16 protein-coding genes are annotated in these 16128 nt (G+C 73.5%); 9 read left to right on the plus strand and 7 right to left on the minus strand.

Annotated elements, in window-relative coordinates:
* Position 1: 1 nt before the first annotated feature.
* From rpsM to truA, 6 genes are all read left to right on the plus strand, one after another.
* The gene (rpsM, locus tag D5H75_RS32060) at positions 2–382 is read left to right on the plus strand and encodes a 30S ribosomal protein S13 (protein ID WP_119930329.1); all 381 of its coding nucleotides are present in this window, start codon (positions 2–4) and stop codon (positions 380–382) included.
* A gap of 40 nt (positions 383–422) precedes the next feature.
* Positions 423–827, plus strand: a complete 405-nt coding sequence (gene rpsK, locus D5H75_RS32065) for a 30S ribosomal protein S11 (RefSeq protein ID WP_119930330.1) — start codon at positions 423–425, stop codon at positions 825–827.
* 17 nt (positions 828–844) lie between these two features.
* Positions 845–1471: a 30S ribosomal protein S4 gene (gene rpsD / locus D5H75_RS32070; RefSeq protein WP_119930331.1), complete on the plus strand. Its 627-nt coding sequence runs from the start codon at positions 845–847 to the stop codon at positions 1469–1471.
* A gap of 99 nt (positions 1472–1570) precedes the next feature.
* The gene (locus D5H75_RS32075) at positions 1571–2587 is read left to right on the plus strand and encodes a DNA-directed RNA polymerase subunit alpha (RefSeq protein WP_119930332.1); all 1017 of its coding nucleotides are present in this window, start codon (positions 1571–1573) and stop codon (positions 2585–2587) included.
* Between the two features lie 93 nt (positions 2588–2680).
* Entirely contained in the window at positions 2681–3259 is a 579-nt protein-coding gene (gene rplQ / locus D5H75_RS32080) for a 50S ribosomal protein L17 (RefSeq protein ID WP_119930333.1), read from the plus strand.
* Positions 3260–3349: 90 nt separating this feature from the next.
* Positions 3350–4222 (plus strand): tRNA pseudouridine(38-40) synthase TruA, encoded by an 873-nt coding sequence (truA, locus tag D5H75_RS32085; RefSeq protein WP_119930334.1) that lies wholly within the window; start codon positions 3350–3352, stop codon positions 4220–4222.
* Between the two features lie 78 nt (positions 4223–4300).
* Here the strand turns inward: truA and D5H75_RS32090 are convergent, their stop codons facing one another.
* The 3 genes from D5H75_RS32090 to D5H75_RS32100 all read right to left on the minus strand — a co-directional run bounded on the left by D5H75_RS32090 (position 4301) and on the right by D5H75_RS32100 (position 9757).
* Complete coding sequence (locus tag D5H75_RS32090; RefSeq protein ID WP_147425341.1) at positions 4301–7816, minus strand: hypothetical protein; 3516 nt, start codon at positions 7814–7816, stop codon at positions 4301–4303.
* Between the two features lie 116 nt (positions 7817–7932).
* Complete coding sequence (locus D5H75_RS32095) at positions 7933–9081, minus strand: hypothetical protein (protein ID WP_119930336.1); 1149 nt, start codon at positions 9079–9081, stop codon at positions 7933–7935.
* A gap of 37 nt (positions 9082–9118) precedes the next feature.
* Positions 9119–9757, minus strand: a complete 639-nt coding sequence (locus tag D5H75_RS32100; protein ID WP_202638711.1) for a CAP domain-containing protein — start codon at positions 9755–9757, stop codon at positions 9119–9121.
* Between the two features lie 313 nt (positions 9758–10070).
* Here D5H75_RS32100 and rplM point away from each other — a divergent pair, with 313 nt between their 5' ends.
* The 3 genes from rplM to glmM are packed head-to-tail and all read left to right on the plus strand — an operon-like array spanning position 10071 to position 12426.
* Positions 10071–10514: a 50S ribosomal protein L13 gene (rplM, locus tag D5H75_RS32105; RefSeq protein WP_119930338.1), complete on the plus strand. Its 444-nt coding sequence runs from the start codon at positions 10071–10073 to the stop codon at positions 10512–10514.
* A gap of 42 nt (positions 10515–10556) precedes the next feature.
* Entirely contained in the window at positions 10557–11069 is a 513-nt protein-coding gene (gene rpsI / locus D5H75_RS32110) for a 30S ribosomal protein S9 (RefSeq protein WP_119930339.1), read from the plus strand.
* Positions 11070–11073: 4 nt separating this feature from the next.
* Entirely contained in the window at positions 11074–12426 is a 1353-nt protein-coding gene (gene glmM / locus D5H75_RS32115) for a phosphoglucosamine mutase (RefSeq protein WP_119930340.1), read from the plus strand.
* Between the two features lie 86 nt (positions 12427–12512).
* Here glmM and D5H75_RS32120 read toward each other — a convergent pair whose 3' ends face one another.
* Genes D5H75_RS32120 through D5H75_RS32135 form a run of 4 tightly spaced genes read right to left on the minus strand, consistent with a single transcriptional unit; the run spans position 12513 to position 16123 of the window.
* The gene (locus D5H75_RS32120) at positions 12513–13229 is read right to left on the minus strand and encodes an ABC transporter permease (protein ID WP_119930341.1); all 717 of its coding nucleotides are present in this window, start codon (positions 13227–13229) and stop codon (positions 12513–12515) included.
* Positions 13226–14335, minus strand: coding sequence for an ABC transporter ATP-binding protein (locus D5H75_RS32125; RefSeq protein ID WP_119930342.1), 1110 nt, complete (start codon positions 14333–14335; stop codon positions 13226–13228). Before D5H75_RS32125 ends, D5H75_RS32120 begins: the two co-directional genes overlap by 4 nt.
* Positions 14332–15219 carry an ABC transporter permease subunit gene (locus D5H75_RS32130; RefSeq protein ID WP_119930343.1) on the minus strand — a complete coding sequence of 296 codons (888 nt, stop codon included), beginning with the start codon at positions 15217–15219 and terminating at the stop codon, positions 14332–14334. The genes D5H75_RS32125 and D5H75_RS32130 overlap by 4 nt, the downstream gene beginning before the upstream one ends.
* Positions 15209–16123 carry an ABC transporter ATP-binding protein gene (locus tag D5H75_RS32135; RefSeq protein WP_119930466.1) on the minus strand — a complete coding sequence of 305 codons (915 nt, stop codon included), beginning with the start codon at positions 16121–16123 and terminating at the stop codon, positions 15209–15211. The genes D5H75_RS32130 and D5H75_RS32135 overlap by 11 nt, the downstream gene beginning before the upstream one ends.
* Between the last annotated feature and the right edge of the window lie 5 nt (positions 16124–16128).

Here is a 16128-nt window from a genome sequence, read left to right on the forward strand (position 1 = left end):
GATGGCACGCCTCGTCGGCGTCGACCTGCCTCGCGACAAGCGACTCGAAGTCGCCCTTACGTACATCTTTGGAATCGGCCGCAGCAGCGCTCTGAGGATTCTCAAGGACACCGGCATCTCGGGTGACCTGCGCGTGCACCAGCTCACGGACGACGAGCTCGTCCCGCTGCGTGACTACATCGAGGCGAATTTCAAGATCGAGGGTGACCTCCGCCGTGAGGTCCAGGCCGACATTCGCCGCAAGATCGAGATCGGTTGCTACCAGGGCATCCGTCACCGCCGCGGGCTTCCCGTGCACGGTCAGCGCACGCAGACCAACGCGCGCACCCGCAAGGGCAAGAAGAAGACCGTGGCCGGCAAGAAGAAGCCCGGCAAGAAGTAGTCCGTAGTCGGACCGACGACCTCCAGGAGTTTGGCAACAGATGCCTCCCAAGAGCCGCCAGGGCGCCCCGAAGAAGGTGCGCCGCAAGGAAAAGAAGAACGTCGCTCACGGGCACGCCCACATCAAGAGCACGTTCAACAACACGATCGTCTCGATCACCGACCCCAACGGGAACGTGATCTCCTGGGCCAGCGCCGGCCACGTGGGTTTCAAGGGCTCCCGCAAGTCCACCCCGTTCGCCGCCCAGATGGCCGCCGAGTCGGCCGCCCGCCGCGCCATGGAGCACGGCATGCGCAAGGTCGACGTCTTCGTCAAGGGCCCCGGCTCCGGCCGTGAGACCGCGATCCGCTCGCTCCAGGCGACGGGTCTTGAGGTCGGGTCCATCCAGGACGTCACGCCCGTTCCGCACAACGGTTGCCGTCCGCCGAAGCGGCGCAGGGTCTGAGGGGTAGAACTACAACAATGGCGCGTTACACCGGCGCGGACTGCAAGCTTTGCCGCCGCGAGAAGACCAAGCTCTTCCTCAAGGGCTCCAAGTGCGATGGCCCCAAGTGCCCGATCGAGATCCGGCCTTACCCGCCGGGCGAGCACGGCCGCGGCCGCCCCAAGGAGACCGAGTACCTCCTCCAGCTTCGTGAGAAGCAGAAGGCCCGCCGCATGTACGGCGTGCTGGAGAAGCAGTTCGCCAACTACTACGAAGAGGCGAACCGCAAGGCCGGCAAGACCGGTGAGAACCTCCTCCAGATCCTGGAGAGCCGCCTCGACAACGTGGTCTACCGCGCGGGCTTCGCGAAGTCCCGTGACATGGCCCGTCAGCTCGTGCGGCACGGTCACATCACCGTCAACGGCCGCAAGGTCGACATCCCGTCGGCCCGCGTCCGCGAGCACGACATCATCGAGGTCCGGCAGAAGTCCTGGGAGATGACGCCCTTCGTCGTCGCCCGCGCCGAGGCCGGCGAGCGTCAGGTTCCGGCGTGGCTCGGCGTCGTCCCCGACAAGATGCGCATCCTCGTGCACCAGCTGCCGGTTCGCCAGCAGATCGACACCCAGGTGCAGGAGCAGCTGATCGTCGAGCTCTACTCCAAGTAGTAGAGCCCCCGATGGGGGCCGCGAGCCGCGGCCCCCATCACGCACAGTCAGACCGCGGACGTCATATAGCGGGCGCCGCGTAACCAGGGGAGAACCCACATGCTCATCGCCCAGCGACCGACGCTCCTGGAGGAGCAGGTCGACGAGCACCGGTCCCGGTTCGTCATCGAGCCGCTGGAGCCCGGCTTCGGCTACACCATCGGCAACTCGCTGCGCCGTACGCTGCTGTCGTCCATCCCGGGCGCGGCCGTCACGAGCATCCGCATCGAGGGCGTGCTGCACGAGTTCTCGACCGTCCCCGGGGTCAAGGAAGACGTCACCGACATCATCCTGAACCTCAAGGGCCTGGTCGTGTCCTCCGAGCACGACGAGCCCGTGGTCATGTACCTCCGCAAGCAGGGTCCCGGCGAGGTCACCGCGGCCGACATCGCGCCGCCCGCGGGCGTCGAGGTGCACAACCCGGACCTGCGCATCGCCACGCTGAACGGCAAGGCGAAGCTGGAGATGGAGCTGACCGTCGAGCGCGGTCGCGGCTACGTCTCCGCCGCGCAGAACAAGCAGCCGGGCCAGGAGATCGGCCGCATCCCGATCGACTCGATCTACTCGCCGGTCATGAAGGTGACCTACAAGGTCGAGGCGACCCGAGTCGAGCAGCGCACCGACTTCGACCGGCTCATCCTGGACGTCGAGACCAAGCCGGCCATGAAGCCGCGCGACGCCGTGGCCTCCGCCGGCAAGACCCTCGTCGAGCTCTTCGGCCTGGCCCGCGAGCTCAACGTCGAGGCCGAGGGCATCGACATCGGCCCGTCGCCGACGGACGCCGCTCTCGCGGCCGACCTGGCGCTGCCGATCGAGGAGCTCAACCTCACCGTCCGGTCGTACAACTGCCTCAAGCGCGAGGGCATCCACACCGTGGGCGAGCTCGTGGCGCGCAGCGAGCAGGACCTGCTGGACATCCGCAACTTCGGCGCGAAGTCCATCGAGGAGGTCAAGGCCAAGCTGCACGAGATGAGCCTGGCCCTGAAGGACTCCCCGCCCGGGTTCGACCCGAGCGCCGTCGCCGACAACTACGGCGACGAGGACGACTCGCGCTACGCCGAGACCGAGCAGTACTAGAGACATCTGTAACGGCGGGCCTCCCCATGGGCCCGCCGGCCCGACCCCGGTACCTGACACGGCCGGGGCGGGTTATCCCACAAGGAGAACGAAATGCCCAAGCCCACGAAGGGCCCGCGCCTCGGCGGCGGCCCGGCTCACGAGCGGCACATCATGGCGAACCTCGCCACGGCGCTGTTCGAGCACGGCCGGATCACCACGACCCAGGCCAAGGCGCGGCGGCTGCGTCCGCTGGCCGAGAAGCTGATCACCAAGGCCAAGAAGGGCGACATGCACAACCGTCGCCAGGTCCTGACGGTGGTCCGCGACAAGGGCGTCGTTCACACGCTCTTCACCGAGATCGCCCCGATGTTCGCGGAGCGCCCGGGCGGTTACACCCGCATCACCAAGATCGGTAACCGGAAGGGCGACAACGCCCCCATGGCCGTGATCGAGCTCGTCCGCGAGCCGATGCAGGCCAAGGTCACCACCGGTCGCGTGGCCACCCCGGCCGCCGCCGAGGCCCCCGCCGCCGCTGCCGCCGAGGCCGCGAACGAGGAGGCCAAGACGGAGACGGTCGAGGCCCCCGAGGCCGGCGACCAGCCCGCCGAGGGCGCCACCTCCGCTCAGACGGAGGAGGCCACCGAGGTCGAGCAGGCCGAGGGCGACGCCAAGCCCGAGACCAAGGCCTGATTCTCCGGGACCTGACCGTGGGCCCGGCTTCCTTCGCGGAGGCCGGGCTCGCGGCTTTTCCGACCTGACCCGACTTCTCCGGAGGGGGCTGTGGACACCGTACGGCTGCGCCTGGACCTGGCGTATGACGGCACCGAGTTCGCCGGCTGGGCGCGGCAGCCCGGGCTGCGGACCGTGCAGGGCACGCTGGAGGAGGCCCTCGGGCGCATCCTCCGCCTGCCCGCGCCGCCCCAGCTCACGGTGGCCGGCCGTACCGACGCGGGGGTGCACGCGCGCGGCCAGGTCTGTCATGTGGATCTGCCGCCCGAGACGTCGCCCGCCGACCTGCTGCGCCGCCTCGCCGGGGTGCTCCCGCCGGACGTGCGCGTCCACGCCGTACGGCTCGCGCCCGAGGGCTTCGACGCGCGGTTCGGCGCCCTATCGCGGCGGTACGCGTACCGGGTGAGCGACGCTCCGGGCGGGCCCGATCCGCTGCGCCGCCGTGAGGTGCTGTGGCACCGGCGGCCGCTGGACCTGGACCTCCTCAACCAGGCCGCCGCCGCCCTGCTCGGCGAGCACGACTTCGCGGCCTACTGCCGCCGTCGCGAGGGTGCGACCACCATCCGCGAGCTGCAGCGCCTGGACTGGCGGCGCGAGCCGTCCGGCCTGCTGGTGGCCACCGTCCAGGCCGACGCCTTCTGCCACTCCATGGTCCGCGCCCTGGTCGGCGCGCTCCTGGCCGTCGGCGAGGGGCGCCGTCCGGTCACCTGGCCCGGGGAGGTCCTCACGCGGGCCGTGCGGGACTCCGCCGTGCACGTGGCCCCCGCGCACGGGCTCTGCCTGGAGGAGGTCACCTACCCGCCGGACGAGGAACTGGCCGCCCGGGCCGCGTCCACCCGGCGCGTCCGGACCCTCACCCCCGCCCAACCGGCCGAACCGGCCGAACCGGCCGAGGCGGTCGAGGTGCCTCCCTTCGGCGCCTGAGACCGCCTCGGGCGGGCCGGGCACGACGCGGAGAACGGCGGCGGAGCTGAGTCCGCCGCCGTTCTCCTGGGTCCGGGGTCAGGCCGTGGCGCGCTTCTCGATGGGGATCACCGCGTAGTCGCGGAACGCGTCGCTGACCGGGGCCAGATCCTTCTCGTCCTTGGCCGGCGTGTGGCCGTCGGCGTACGTGGCGTACGAGAAGACGATGTAGCGGCCCCAGACCAGCCCGGCGGCGTACCCGCCCGCGACGTGGACCTTGGTGGCGGCGCTCGACTTGGGGCCGGGCAGGCCGCGGAACCACAGGTTGTTCTTGAGGTTCTTGGCCTTGTCCGCCGCCACCGCCGCCTCGCGCGTGGGCATCACGGCGACGCCGGTGGTGATCGCGTACTTCTTCTCGCTGTCCACGAACGTCGCCCGGACCACCCGCTGGCACTTCTGCTTGCGCAGGGCGTTCGCGAACGGCCCGACGGCGGCCTTGGAGCAGTCGGCGTCCAGCTTCGTCTGCACCCGGGTGAACTTCTTGCCCGAGAGCGTGATCTCGTCGCTCGGGAACGCCTCGCCGACGCCCATCAGCTTGGGATCGGTCTTCACCGAGTTGATCCGGCTGGTGTCGGTGCGCGGCTGCTGGTTGCCGGGGACCTCGGGGAGCGGCTTGTTCGACGGGATCGGCCGGCTCGCCGTGCTGGTCCGCCCGTCGTCGAGTGCGCGGTACCCGAAGAACCCGCCCGCGGCCACGAGCGCGAGACCCGCCACGGCCGCGACGCCGATGAGCACCTTCTTGCGCCCCTTCTTCGGGGTCTCCGGCTCGGCGGGGGCGGGCAGGGGCGGCGGCTCGGCCGAGGGCGGCGTGAACGCGTCTCGCTCCGCCGCGACGGGAGCGCCCTGGCCCGCACCGTTGTTGCCCGGGCCGCTCTTGCCCGGGCCGGTCTGACCCGGCGCATCCTGGCTCGGGCCGTTCTGGCCTGGGACGGCCGGGGTCTGGCCGGTCTGAGCCGGGACGGCCGGGTTCTGGCCGGTCTGGGCTGGTGTGTTCTGGAGGGGGATGCCCTGGCTGGGAGTGGTCGGTCCGGCCGCGCCCTGGTTCGGGGTGTTCTGGCCGGGCTGGTCCGCGGGGTTCTGCCCCGGGCCGCTCACCGGGAGCTGCCGGGTCTGGTCGCCGGAGGGCGGCTGCGGGACGTGGTGCTGCTGCACGCCGCCGGACTTCTCCCGCTTCGGCAGCTTGCCCGAGGCGTTCTCCTCGGGCGTGCCCTGCTCCGGGTTCTGGGCGTCCCGGGGCCGCTCGCCGCCGCCCCGCGCCGCGTCGGCCGGGGGTACGGCGTGAGCCGCCGAGGGGTGCACCTGCTGGTGCGGCCCGGAGGGCTCGCCGGAAGGACCGCCCTGGGCGCCGTCCGGGTTCTCCTGGCCGGTGCCGGGTGCGGCCTGGGCGGTGCCCGGGGCTCCCTGGCCCGGGCTTGAGGCCGCCTGGCCGGTGCCCGGGGCTCCCTGGACCGCGCCGCCTGCGGCGGGCCGGCCGGGGTTCGCGCCCTGGTCGCGGTCCGGCCCGACAGGCGTGTTCTGGCCATGGTCCGGCCCGGTCGCCTGCGCGCCGTCGCGCGTCGGGGTGCTCCCTACGAGCGCTTCGGACGCCGTCGGCCGTCCCTCCTGCGGGGCCCACGCGGAGTCGCCCTGGCCCGCGGGGTCCGGCGAGCGGTACGGGAACGCGCCCGCCCGCGCCGTCGTGCCTGCGGCAGGCTCGCCCGGAGGTTCCTGGCCGTGCGCGGCGGGTGGTGCCCAGGGGGAGCCGGGCGTGGCGTGCGCCCCCGCACCGGTGGGCGCGGGGCCGGCGAACGCGGTGTCCTGCCGCCCGGGAGCGCTCGCGCCGCCCGGGGTGTCCCCGGTACGGCCGTCGCCCGGCGCGCCGTCCGCCGCGCCCTGGGCGGCCGGCCTGGGCGGGGCCCAGGGGGAGTCGTCGCCGTGAGCGGGCGCGGCGGGTGGCGCGGCCTGCCCGGGACCGGCGGCCTGCGCGGCCTGCCCCGCGTCGCCGGGGGCGCGGTGATCCCGCGCGGGTCCGCCCTCGAAGCCGGGTCGCGCCGCGGGATCGGTGGACACGGAAGCGCCCTGGCCCGCCGTGCCCGCGAACCCGCCGGGGGCCACCGGCTGCCCGGGGCCGCCGGGCCCGGAGGTACGGCTGTCGCCGGTCGCCGGGGCGGCGTGCGGGCCGTCCTGGGAACCCTGCGCGGGGCCGGGACCCCAGGGCGAACCGGGGCCCGCGGCCGCGCCCGGGCCGCCGGGAGCGGCCGCGGGAACGGGGGCGTGACCGGGCGCGCCATGGACGCCGTAGCCGGACGGCCCGGCGAGATCGCCGCCCTCCGGGCTCTGCGGCCAAGCCTGGCCAAGTGCCGGCCGGTCAGGCGCCGCCGGGCCGGGCGCGTGACCGGGGGCGTGACCGGGCGCGGGCGGCGGGCCCGCGAACGGGTCGTGGGGCGTCCTGGCGTCGGGTCCGGCCGGGCCGCCGGGGGCTCCGGAGGTGCCCTCGCCGCCCGTGGCGTGCGGACCGCCGTGGCCCGCGTCCCCGGGGCCCCACGGGACCTCGCCGGGCCGGGCCGCCGGGACGCCCGGCGGGAAGGCGGGGTGACCGGGCGCGGCCTGGGTCGCCGCTTCACGTGCGTCCTGGCCGTACGCCGGCCGCCCCCACGGGGATTCCGCGCCGAAGCCCTGGCCCGCGGTGTCCGGAGCGGGGCTCGCGCCGCCGGGCCCCGGGTGCGCGGACGGGCCCGGGGAGGCCGGCATGCCGCCCGGCGGAGTGGCGACGCCGGTCGCCCCCTCTGCCGGCTGCGCGCCCCACGGGGATTCCGTGCCGAACCCCGGCCCGGAAGGCGTGTGTCCCGGCGCCTGGTCGCCCCGCGGCGCCCAGGCGGGCGCTCCGCCGTACTCGCCGGGCTGGGTGGGGCCGGGCGCGCCCGGCGCGGGCGCGCGGAAGGGGATCGTCTTCTCGGCGGTGACGTCGTGGGGCGCGGCGAGCGGCGGCGGGCCGTCGGCCGACTCGCGGGCCGGGGGCACCGGCGGGAGGGGCCAGACGGGGACGCCCGGGCTCTCGTCCATCCGGGGGTCGTCGCCGAACCAGTCCACCGGGGACTCGGCGGCGGGCGGCGCCCACGGTGATCCGCCGGCCTGCGGCGGGCCCCAGGCCGGCGGGGGCGCGGGCGGCCCGCCGTACGGGGCGGGCGCGGCGGGGCCCTGGCCGGGGTGCTGCCGGGCGGCGTCCCCGGCCGGGTGCGGCGGGGACGCGGGGTGGCCGTCGGGGAGGTACCAGTCGGCCCCCGCGGACGGGGCGGGCCGCGCGGCGGCGCCGTCCCGCATCTCCTCGTCGCCCACGAACCACTGGCCGGCGCCCGGTGGGTGCTGGCCGGAGTACGGCGGAACGCCCGGGGGCGGCTGAGATCGCCCCTGGTCCGCGACGTGTGAGGGCCCGGAGTGCTCCGGCTGCCCGGGTTCGGCGGGTTCGTCGGGTCGGCCGGCGGACTGCGGATGACCGAAACTGGGCGGTGGGCTCACCGGCGCCACCGCCTCGTCGGTCTCGTGCTCCTGCCGGGGCCCCGATTCCTGGCCACGCATAGCCCGAAGCGTAGCGAGATCATGGTGATCGTCTTAGCTGTATGGTCGTTTCAAGCCGGTCCGGACGCCCGCTTTCGTGGTCGATGACCGGAATGTCGCGATCGTGCTCCCGGCCCTCAGTTCCCCGGCGTCCCGAGCAGCGAACGGGTGTCCAGCGCCTTGAACACGGTGGACTCGGTGATCGTACCGGCGGCCCGGTTCAGCGTCTCCCGCTCGGCAGCCGTGGGCTTGTGACCGTCCTTGAACTGGAACCACAGCAGCACCGCGTAGTGCCCGTGCGTCTGCGCCCCGGCCAGCGCCTCCCCGGTGCCCAGGTACTTGGCCGCGCCGGACTTGCCGGGCAGCGGCTTGACGTAGTCGCGGCGCTTCTTGTCCCGCGCCGCCGCCGCGACCTTCTCGGCCGCCTGGGAGTCCTTGAGGTTGACCACGCCGATCGTGCCCAGGATCTTGCCCTTGGCGTCCTGGAAGCTGGCGCGCACGATCTGCGTGCAGCCCGCCGCCGCGACGGCCTTGCTGATCTTGTCGCCGTCCACCGCGGACTTGCACTTCTTGTCCGTGCGGTGGGCCACCAGCGTGAACCCGCCGACCTTGCTCCGGGGGAACAGTTCCTTGGGCGTCAGCGGGATCGGGTCCGTGGCCCGGCTCGCCGCGTGCCCGATCGCCCCCGAGGGCTCCGGCCGGGGGCCGCCGGAGGGCTCGGAGGGCTCGGAGGGGGATTCCGCGGGCGACTCGGGCGCGCCGCTGCCGGCCGGGGCCGGGCCGCCGTCCTGGGCCGTGCCCGCGCCCGGCGACGAGGCGGACGACGGAGCCCGGTCCGGCGAGGACGATCCGAGCAGCAGGTATCCGCCCACGACCGCGGCCCCCAGCACGGCGACCACCACGAGCACGATCGGCAGCACGCGCCGGCGCGGCGGCTCCTCGGCGTACTCCTCCCAGGTGGCCGGGCCCGAGCCCACGCGGTACCGCCGCTCCCGGTCGGCCGCGAGGGCGAGGCCGCCGGGGTCGTCATCGTCCGGGTACCCGCGCCGGAAGTCGTCCTCGCGCGCGTATCCGGGCCGGAGGTCGTCCTCGCGCGCGTGCCCGCCCCGGCGCTCCTCCGGCGACGGCGGCGGGTACACCCGCTCGCCCGGGTAGCCGGAGAGCGGAGGCGCCTCGTCCGCGTGCCGGTCTCCGCCGGCGTGTCCCGCGTCCCTCTCCCGGCCGTACGGCTCGCGCCGCCCGGGCTCGTCGTTGTACGGACGCCTGCCGTACGGGTCGTACCCCATGCGCCGAGACTAGTGGCAGATCACCGCATATGCCCCCTCACGAATAGCCGAAGTCCTGCGTCCACCAGGGGCCTCCCGGGCCGTGGTGGACGCCGACGCCGACCGCGCGCAGGCGGCAGTCGAGGATGTTGCGGCGATGGGTCCGGGCGCTCATCCAGCCCGCGACGGCCTCGGCGGCGGTGAGGTAGCCGCGCCCGATGTTCTCCGCCCCGCCGTCGTGGTATCCGGCCTTCTCCATGCGCCGCCAGGGGCTGACGCCGCCCGGCGAGGTGTGGCCGAAGTACCCGCGCGTGGCCATGTCCCGGGAGTGGGCGCGGGCGGCGGCGCCGAGGCGGGCGTCCACCCGCAGCGGGCGGCAGCCGGCGCGCACCCTGCGGGCGTTGGTGAGCCGCACGACCTCCGCGGCCTCCGCCTCCGGCGACGCGGGCCCCGAGGCCGCCCCGGAGGCGGCTCCCGTGGGTTCCTCGGCCATCGAGCCGCGCGCCTGCGCGCGCCCCCGGGAGGGGTACGGCGAGGCGGACGCGGCGGGGTCCGCCGCGGCGGCGGGCGGGGGAGGGGCGGCGTGGCCGGTCAGGCCGGTGCCGTGGATCCCCAGGCCGAGCGCGATCCCGGCAGCGAGGCATGCGAGAGCGCCGAACCGGAACCGGGGCGCCACACCCCGTGGCCTTCGCCTCATAACCTCGCCAAATATAGGCATGAGACGTGTATCTCCGATAGATATCCGCCGCTCTGCGCATACAATCGGACACGGAGGCCGTTGCGGAGCCGTACCCGGGGGTGCCCGGGGTCCACGATTTGGACGCGCGCCCGTCGCGGGGGTATCCTCCTAGTTCGTTGTGTGCGGATGGGTCCCGCGTCTCTTCCGGGACCGATGCGCGGCGCGTCCGGCGTCTTCTCCCGAGAGCGGAGACGGAAGGTCAGGGGCGACGTGTGCATTCCGCCATGACCGACCGTCCAGTCAGCAAGACGCGAGAAGAAGGCCAACTACCGTGCGCACGTTCTCACCGAAGCCCGCCGACGTTCAGCGTCAGTGGTACGTCATCGACGCAGAAGACGTCGTGCTCGGCCGGCTCGCCAGCCAGGTTGCCACGCTGCTGCGCGGTAAGCACAAGCCGATCTTCGCCCCCCACGTCGACACCGGCGACTTCGTCATCGTCATCAACGCCGACAAGGTCGCCCTGTCCGGCAACAAGCTGGAGCAGAAGAAGGCCTACCGCCACTCGGGTTACCCCGGCGGACTCCGGGCGGTGCCCTACAGCGAGCTTCTCGCCAAGCGCCCCGAGCGCGCGATCGAGAAGGCCGTGAAGGGCATGCTCCCCAAGAACTCGCTCGGCCGGAAGATGGCCAAGAAGCTCAAGGTGTACGCCGGTCCCGAGCACCCGCACCAGGCGCAGCAGCCGGTGCCGTTCGAGATCACCCAGATCGCTCAGTAATCGCGGCCGCTGTCGCATCGAGTAGGAAGCACGAGGAGAACCGTGGCCGAGCCCACCGGCGTCGAGACGCCCATCGAGGGCGAGCTGGAGAACGAGGAGTTCCCGGCTGAGTACACCACCGAGTCGTCCCCGTCCGAGGGCGTAGCCGAGCCCCGCCCGATCACCACGGGCACCGCGTACGGCACCGGCCGCCGCAAGGAGGCCATCGCCCGCGTCCGCATCGTCCCCGGCACCGGCCAGTGGACGATCAACGGCCGCTCGCTCGACGTGTACTTCCCCAACAAGGTCCACCAGCAGCTCGTCAACGAGCCGTTCGTGACGCTGGGCGCCGAGGGTCAGTTCGACGTCATCGCCCGCATCGACGGCGGCGGCGTGACCGGCCAGGCCGGCGCGCTGCGCATGGGCCTCTCCCGCGCGCTGGCGATTCTCGACGCCGAGAACAACCGCCCGCCGCTGAAGAAGGCCGGCTTCCTCACCCGTGACGCCCGGGCGAAGGAGCGGAAGAAGTACGGCCTCAAGAAGGCCCGCAAGGCTCCGCAGTACAGCAAGCGTTAATTACGTGGGCCGTCTGTTCGGCACCGACGGGGTTCGTGGGGTCGCGGGTCGCGACCTCACGGCCGAACTCGCCATGGACCTGTCGGTGGCCGCGGCGCACGTACTCGGGGACGCCGGGGCTCTGTCCGGGCGTCCCCTCGCGGTGGTCGGACGCGACCCCCGCGCCAGTGGCGAGTTCCTGGAGGCGGCGGTCGTCGCCGGCCTCGCCTCCGCCGGGGTGGACGTGCTCCGGCTGGGCGTGCTGCCGACCCCGGCGGTCGCCCACCTCACCCAGGCGCTCAACGCGGACCTGGGCGTGATGCTGTCGGCGTCGCACAACCCGGCGCCCGACAACGGCATCAAGTTCTTCGCGCGTGGCGGGCACAAGCTCCCCGACGCGGTCGAGGACCAGATCGAGGCCAGGCTCGGCGAGCAGCGCTCCCGCCCGGGCCACGGTCCCGTCGGCGACGCCGTCGGCCGCGTCCGTGACGCGCACGGCGAGGCCGAGCGCTACATCGGGCACCTGCTCTCCACGCTGCCGGGCCGCCTCGACGGCCTGCGCGTCGTCGTGGACTGCGCCCACGGGGCCGCCTTCGAGGTGGCGCCCGAGGCGCTGCGCCGCGCCGGGGCGACCGTGGAGACGATCGGCTGCGACCCCGACGGCCTCAACATCAACGACGGGCACGGGTCCACCCACCTCGACCGGCTGGCCGGGGAGGTCGTGCGCCGCGGCGCCGACGCCGGCGTGGCCTACGACGGCGACGCGGACCGCTGCCTGGCGGTGTGCGCCTCCGGGGAGATCATCGACGGCGACCAGATCATGGCCGTGCTGGCCCTGGCCATGCGCGACGCGGGCAGGCTCCAGAAGGACACCGTGGTCGCCACGGTCATGTCCAACCTGGGCTTCAAGCTCGCGATGCGCGAGGCGGGCGTCGCCGTGGTCGAGACCGCGGTCGGGGACCGTTACGTCCTTGAGGCGATGAAGGCCGACGGGTACAACCTGGGCGGCGAGCAGTCCGGCCACGTGGTGATGCTCGACCACGCGACCACCGGAGACGGGGTCCTGACCTCCCTGCACCTGCTGGCCGAGGTCGCGCGCCGCGGCGTCACCCTGGGCGAGCTGGCGTCGGTCATGACCCGGCTCCCGCAGACCCTGATCAACGTCAAGGGCGTGGACAAGTCGCGGGCGGGCAGTTCCCCGGAGCTGGCCGACGCGGTCGCCAAGGCCGAGGCCGAGCTGGGCGAGACCGGCCGCGTCCTCATCCGGCCCAGCGGCACCGAGCCGATGGTCCGCGTCATGGTCGAGGCCGAGTCCCACGACCAGGCCGAGCGGGTGGCCGGCGAACTCGCCGAGGTCGTCCGCGCCGCCCTCGGCTAGCCCGGAGCGCGGGCCGCGCGGCCGTACAGGACATGCGAGAAGGCCCTCCGTCATCGTGACGGAGGGCCTTCTCGTCGTACGGAGGGTCAGTCGTCGCCGGTGATGGACAGGGAGCGCAGGCGCTGCCCGGACCAGATCGCGGCGCCGAGGGTGACCACGATCAGGGCGACCGCGGCGAAGCCCAGGGGGACGTCGGCCTTGAAGAAGGGCGAGGAGGAGACCGAGTCGGCGATCGACTGGGTCCACTGCTGGATGGAGAACTGGCGGGCGCCCGGCACGATGCCGCCGACCAGTCCCTCCCAGATCAGGGCGTAGATGACGCCGATGGTGACGGCGTACCGGGTGAGCACGCTGATCAGCAGGAAGACCGCGGCGTAGGCGATCCCGCCGGCGGCCGTGCCCAGGAAGAACCCGGTGGCCACGCCGGACTCGGCGCCCACCATCAGGTAGCCGGCCAGGAACGTGGGGATCGCGGCGAAGACGATCATCAGCGAGACGGCGACCAGGAGCTTGGTGTAGGCCACCACCGGGCGCGGGATCGGCTTGGACAGCATGTAGATGATCACGCCGTCCTCGATCTCGCGGGCGATGACCCCGGTGCCGACGATGAGGCCCATCAGCGGGAGCAGGGCCCCCACGGCGAACCGCTGCATGAGGATGACCGCGAGCTGCTCGTCGGCCTGGTTCGTGAGCCGGAGCAGCAGGGCCAGCCCCACCATGATCAGCGGCAGCGCGACCAGCAGCCAGATCCGGCGGCTGCCGATCATGCCCCGGTAGGTGACGGCGGCGATGGTGGCGTTCACGCGGCGCCTCCGGAGCGGGGCGGGGCCGGCAGCGGACCGGCGGCGGGGGGAGCGTCGGCATGGGGTACGGCGGGCCCGCCCGGACCGGGAGGCCCTCCCGGACCCGGAGGCCCGCCCGGACGGCGGCCGGAGCCGTTGCCGGAGATCAGGTAGGAGAACACCGACTCCAGGTCCTCGTCGGCCGGGGACACCTGCCACAGGCGCACCCCGGCGTCGCGGGCGACGCGCGGGAGCAGCCAGGTGAAGCGGCGGAAGTCCAGCGCGCGCACCTCCAGCCCGCCCTCGGCCAGCGAGACCCCGCCGGCGGCCTGGTCGGCGATGAGCGCGGCCGCCAGCCTGCGGTCGTCGCTCGACCGTACGAAGAAGACGTGCGGCCGGTCGGTCATCAGCCTGCGGATCTCGCGGAAGTCGCCCGAGGCGGCGTGCCGCCCGGCCACCAGCACCTCGATGTGCTGGGCGACGCGCTCGACCTCCTCCAGGATGTGCGAGCTGAACAGGACGGTGCGGCCCGAGGCGCCCATCTCGCGGACGAGCTCCATGAGGTGGAGCCGCTGGCGCGGGTCCATGCCGTTGAAGGGCTCGTCGAGCAGGAGGACGGCCGGGTCGTGCACGAGCGCCGCGGCGACCTTGACGCGCTGCCGCATGCCCTTGGAGTAGGTGTCCACCCGGCGGTCCTTGGCCGGGCCCATCATCTCCACGAGGTTCATGGCCCGCTCGGCGGCCGCCTCGGGCGCGGGCAGCTTGTGCAGCTTCGCGCTGGCCAGCACGAACTGCCAGCCGGTGAGGAACCCGTAGACGGCCTCGCGCTCGGGCACGAGCCCGATGGACCGGTAGATCTGGTGGTTGCGCCAGATCCGCTCGGCCCCGAGCGTGACCGCTCCCGAGGACGGGGCGAGGAACCCGGCCATCATGTGCAGCAGCGTGGACTTGCCCGCGCCGTTCGGCCCCAGCAGCCCGGTCACGCCGGGCCCGATGGCCATGGTCACGTCGTTGACGGCGACCACGTTGCCGTACCAGCGGGAGACCTGCTGGAGGTAGACGGTCGTGGGGTGGGGCCCGGCCGGGGCGGCCGGGGCGGCCACGGCGGGCTGGCTCGGCAGGGTCATGAGCCGACCTTCCGGTAACGGGCGGCCAGGAGCCCGAGGGACGCGGCGATCACCAGCAGCATCGCGCCGAGGGGGATCAGCCCGCCCGCGAGGCCGTCGGGGTAGGCGAAGTCGCCGGGGGGATGTCCGAACGCCCAGGCGCGCACCGCGTCCACCAGGTGGAACGGGTTGATCAGGTTGGCCCACTGGGCCTTGTCGTCGTTGCCCGTGGCCATGAAGACGCCCAGGAGCACGCCGGACATGACGGTCAGGACGAGGTAGACGGCGATGACCGCGGCGACGCCGAGGCCGCGCCGGTGCGTGGCGGCGGCGACGGCGAGGCCGAGCGCCCCGAGCGTGATCGCCAGGAGCACGGCGCCGGCCATCGAGCTCAGGTAGGCGCCGAGGTGGACCGGCCCGGGCGGGTCGACGAGCAGCTCGCCGACGAACTCCACGGTCAGCGGGAGCGCCAGGATCAGGAACAGCGCGGCGGCCATCGCCGAGTAGCGCGCCAGCACGTAGTCCATCCGCGAGCCCGGCCGCGAGAAGTACAGCGGCAGGACGTGGAAGCGCTGGTCCAGGGCCACGAGCACGGGCGCCTGCGACGCCAGGAAGATCGCCAGGACGGGCTGCATGATGACGGAGAGCTGCTGGTAGGGGAGCGGGGCCTCCTTGAGCAGCGCCATCACCGCGATCGCGACCACCGCGGGCAGCAGCATGATCGTGACCATCAGGAACGGCATGACCTTGGCCTTGGCCGTACGGCCCAGCCCGAAGACGCCGCGCAGCCCGTGCAGGAACAGGGTCCCGAAGCCGTGCAGCCGGCCCAGGCGCGGGCCGTCGTAGCGGCGGTAGCCGATGTCGTGGATGACGCCCCGGATGTCGGGGGCGGCCTCAGGGTGCATGAACGGCCTCCTCGCCGCGGAAGACGTCCTCGATGCGGGCGCGCCGGTGCTCCATGCGGACCAGGTGCAGGCCCAGTTCGGCGACCTGGTCGCGGACGACGTCGAAGGTGCCGTCGTCGCGGACCTGCACGACCAGGGCGCGCCCGTCGAGCGCGACCTCCTGGCCGGAGCGGCGCAGCGCGTCGGCGAGCGGGCCGTGGCCCTCCTCGACCTCGACGGTCAGCGCGGCGGCCGCCCTGGTGAAGTCGGCGATCGACGACGAGCGCAGCAGCCGGCCCCCGTCGATGACGATCACGTTGTCGCAGATGCGCTCGAGCTCGCCCAGCAGGTGCGAGGTGACCAGCACGCTGATGCCGAACTCGCCGCCGATGCGGCGGATCAGGTCGAGCATCTCGTCGCGGCCGCGCGGGTCGAGGCCGTTGGTGGGCTCGTCGAGGAAGACCAGGCGGGGGTCGTGGACCAGGGCCTGCGCGAGCTTGACCCGCTGCTTCATGCCCGTGGAGTAGCCGCCCATGGGGCGGTAGCGCTCCTCGTAGAGGCCGACGTGGCGCAGGGTGTCGGCGGCGCGCTCGCGGGCGGCGGTCTTCGGAAGTCCGGACATGCCCGCCATGTGCACCACGAACTCGGTGGCGGAGACGTCGGGGGGCAGGCAGTCGTGCTCGGGCATGTAGCCGACCAGGCGGCGGATGTCCTCGGCTCGGGTGGCGACGTCCATGCCCAGGACCTGAGCGCGCCCGCCGGTGGGTTCGAGGAGGCCGAGCAGGATCTTGATGAGCGTGGACTTGCCCGCTCCGTTGGCCCCGACGAGGCCGGTCACACCGGGCGTGACCGTCACGGTGAGATCGTCGAGGGCCGTCACCCTCGGGAACCGGCGCGTCAATCCCTCGGTGGCGAGGATCGTCATGATCG

Source organism: Bailinhaonella thermotolerans, from assembly GCF_003594875.1.
GTDB lineage: Bacteria > Actinomycetota > Actinomycetes > Streptosporangiales > Streptosporangiaceae > Bailinhaonella > Bailinhaonella thermotolerans.

Excerpts from the sequence above, each read along its gene's own strand:
- rpsM (WP_119930329.1), top strand. The coding sequence starts at position 2 with ATGGCACGCCTCGTCGGCGTCGACCTGCCTCGCGACAAGCGACTCGAA.
- rpsK (WP_119930330.1), top strand. The coding sequence starts at position 423 with ATGCCTCCCAAGAGCCGCCAGGGCGCCCCGAAGAAGGTGCGCCGCAAG.
- rpsD (WP_119930331.1), top strand. The coding sequence starts at position 845 with ATGGCGCGTTACACCGGCGCGGACTGCAAGCTTTGCCGCCGCGAGAAG.
- D5H75_RS32075 (WP_119930332.1), top strand. The coding sequence starts at position 1,571 with ATGCTCATCGCCCAGCGACCGACGCTCCTGGAGGAGCAGGTCGACGAG.
- rplQ (WP_119930333.1), top strand. The coding sequence starts at position 2,681 with ATGCCCAAGCCCACGAAGGGCCCGCGCCTCGGCGGCGGCCCGGCTCAC.
- D5H75_RS32090 (WP_147425341.1), bottom strand. The coding sequence starts at position 7,816 with ATGCGTGGCCAGGAATCGGGGCCCCGGCAGGAGCACGAGACCGACGAG.
- D5H75_RS32095 (WP_119930336.1), bottom strand. The coding sequence starts at position 9,081 with ATGGGGTACGACCCGTACGGCAGGCGTCCGTACAACGACGAGCCCGGG.
- D5H75_RS32100 (WP_202638711.1), bottom strand. The coding sequence starts at position 9,757 with ATGAGGCGAAGGCCACGGGGTGTGGCGCCCCGGTTCCGGTTCGGCGCT.
- D5H75_RS32125 (WP_119930342.1), bottom strand. The coding sequence starts at position 14,335 with ATGACCCTGCCGAGCCAGCCCGCCGTGGCCGCCCCGGCCGCCCCGGCC.
- D5H75_RS32130 (WP_119930343.1), bottom strand. The coding sequence starts at position 15,219 with ATGCACCCTGAGGCCGCCCCCGACATCCGGGGCGTCATCCACGACATC.
- D5H75_RS32135 (WP_119930466.1), bottom strand. The coding sequence starts at position 16,123 with ATGACGATCCTCGCCACCGAGGGATTGACGCGCCGGTTCCCGAGGGTG.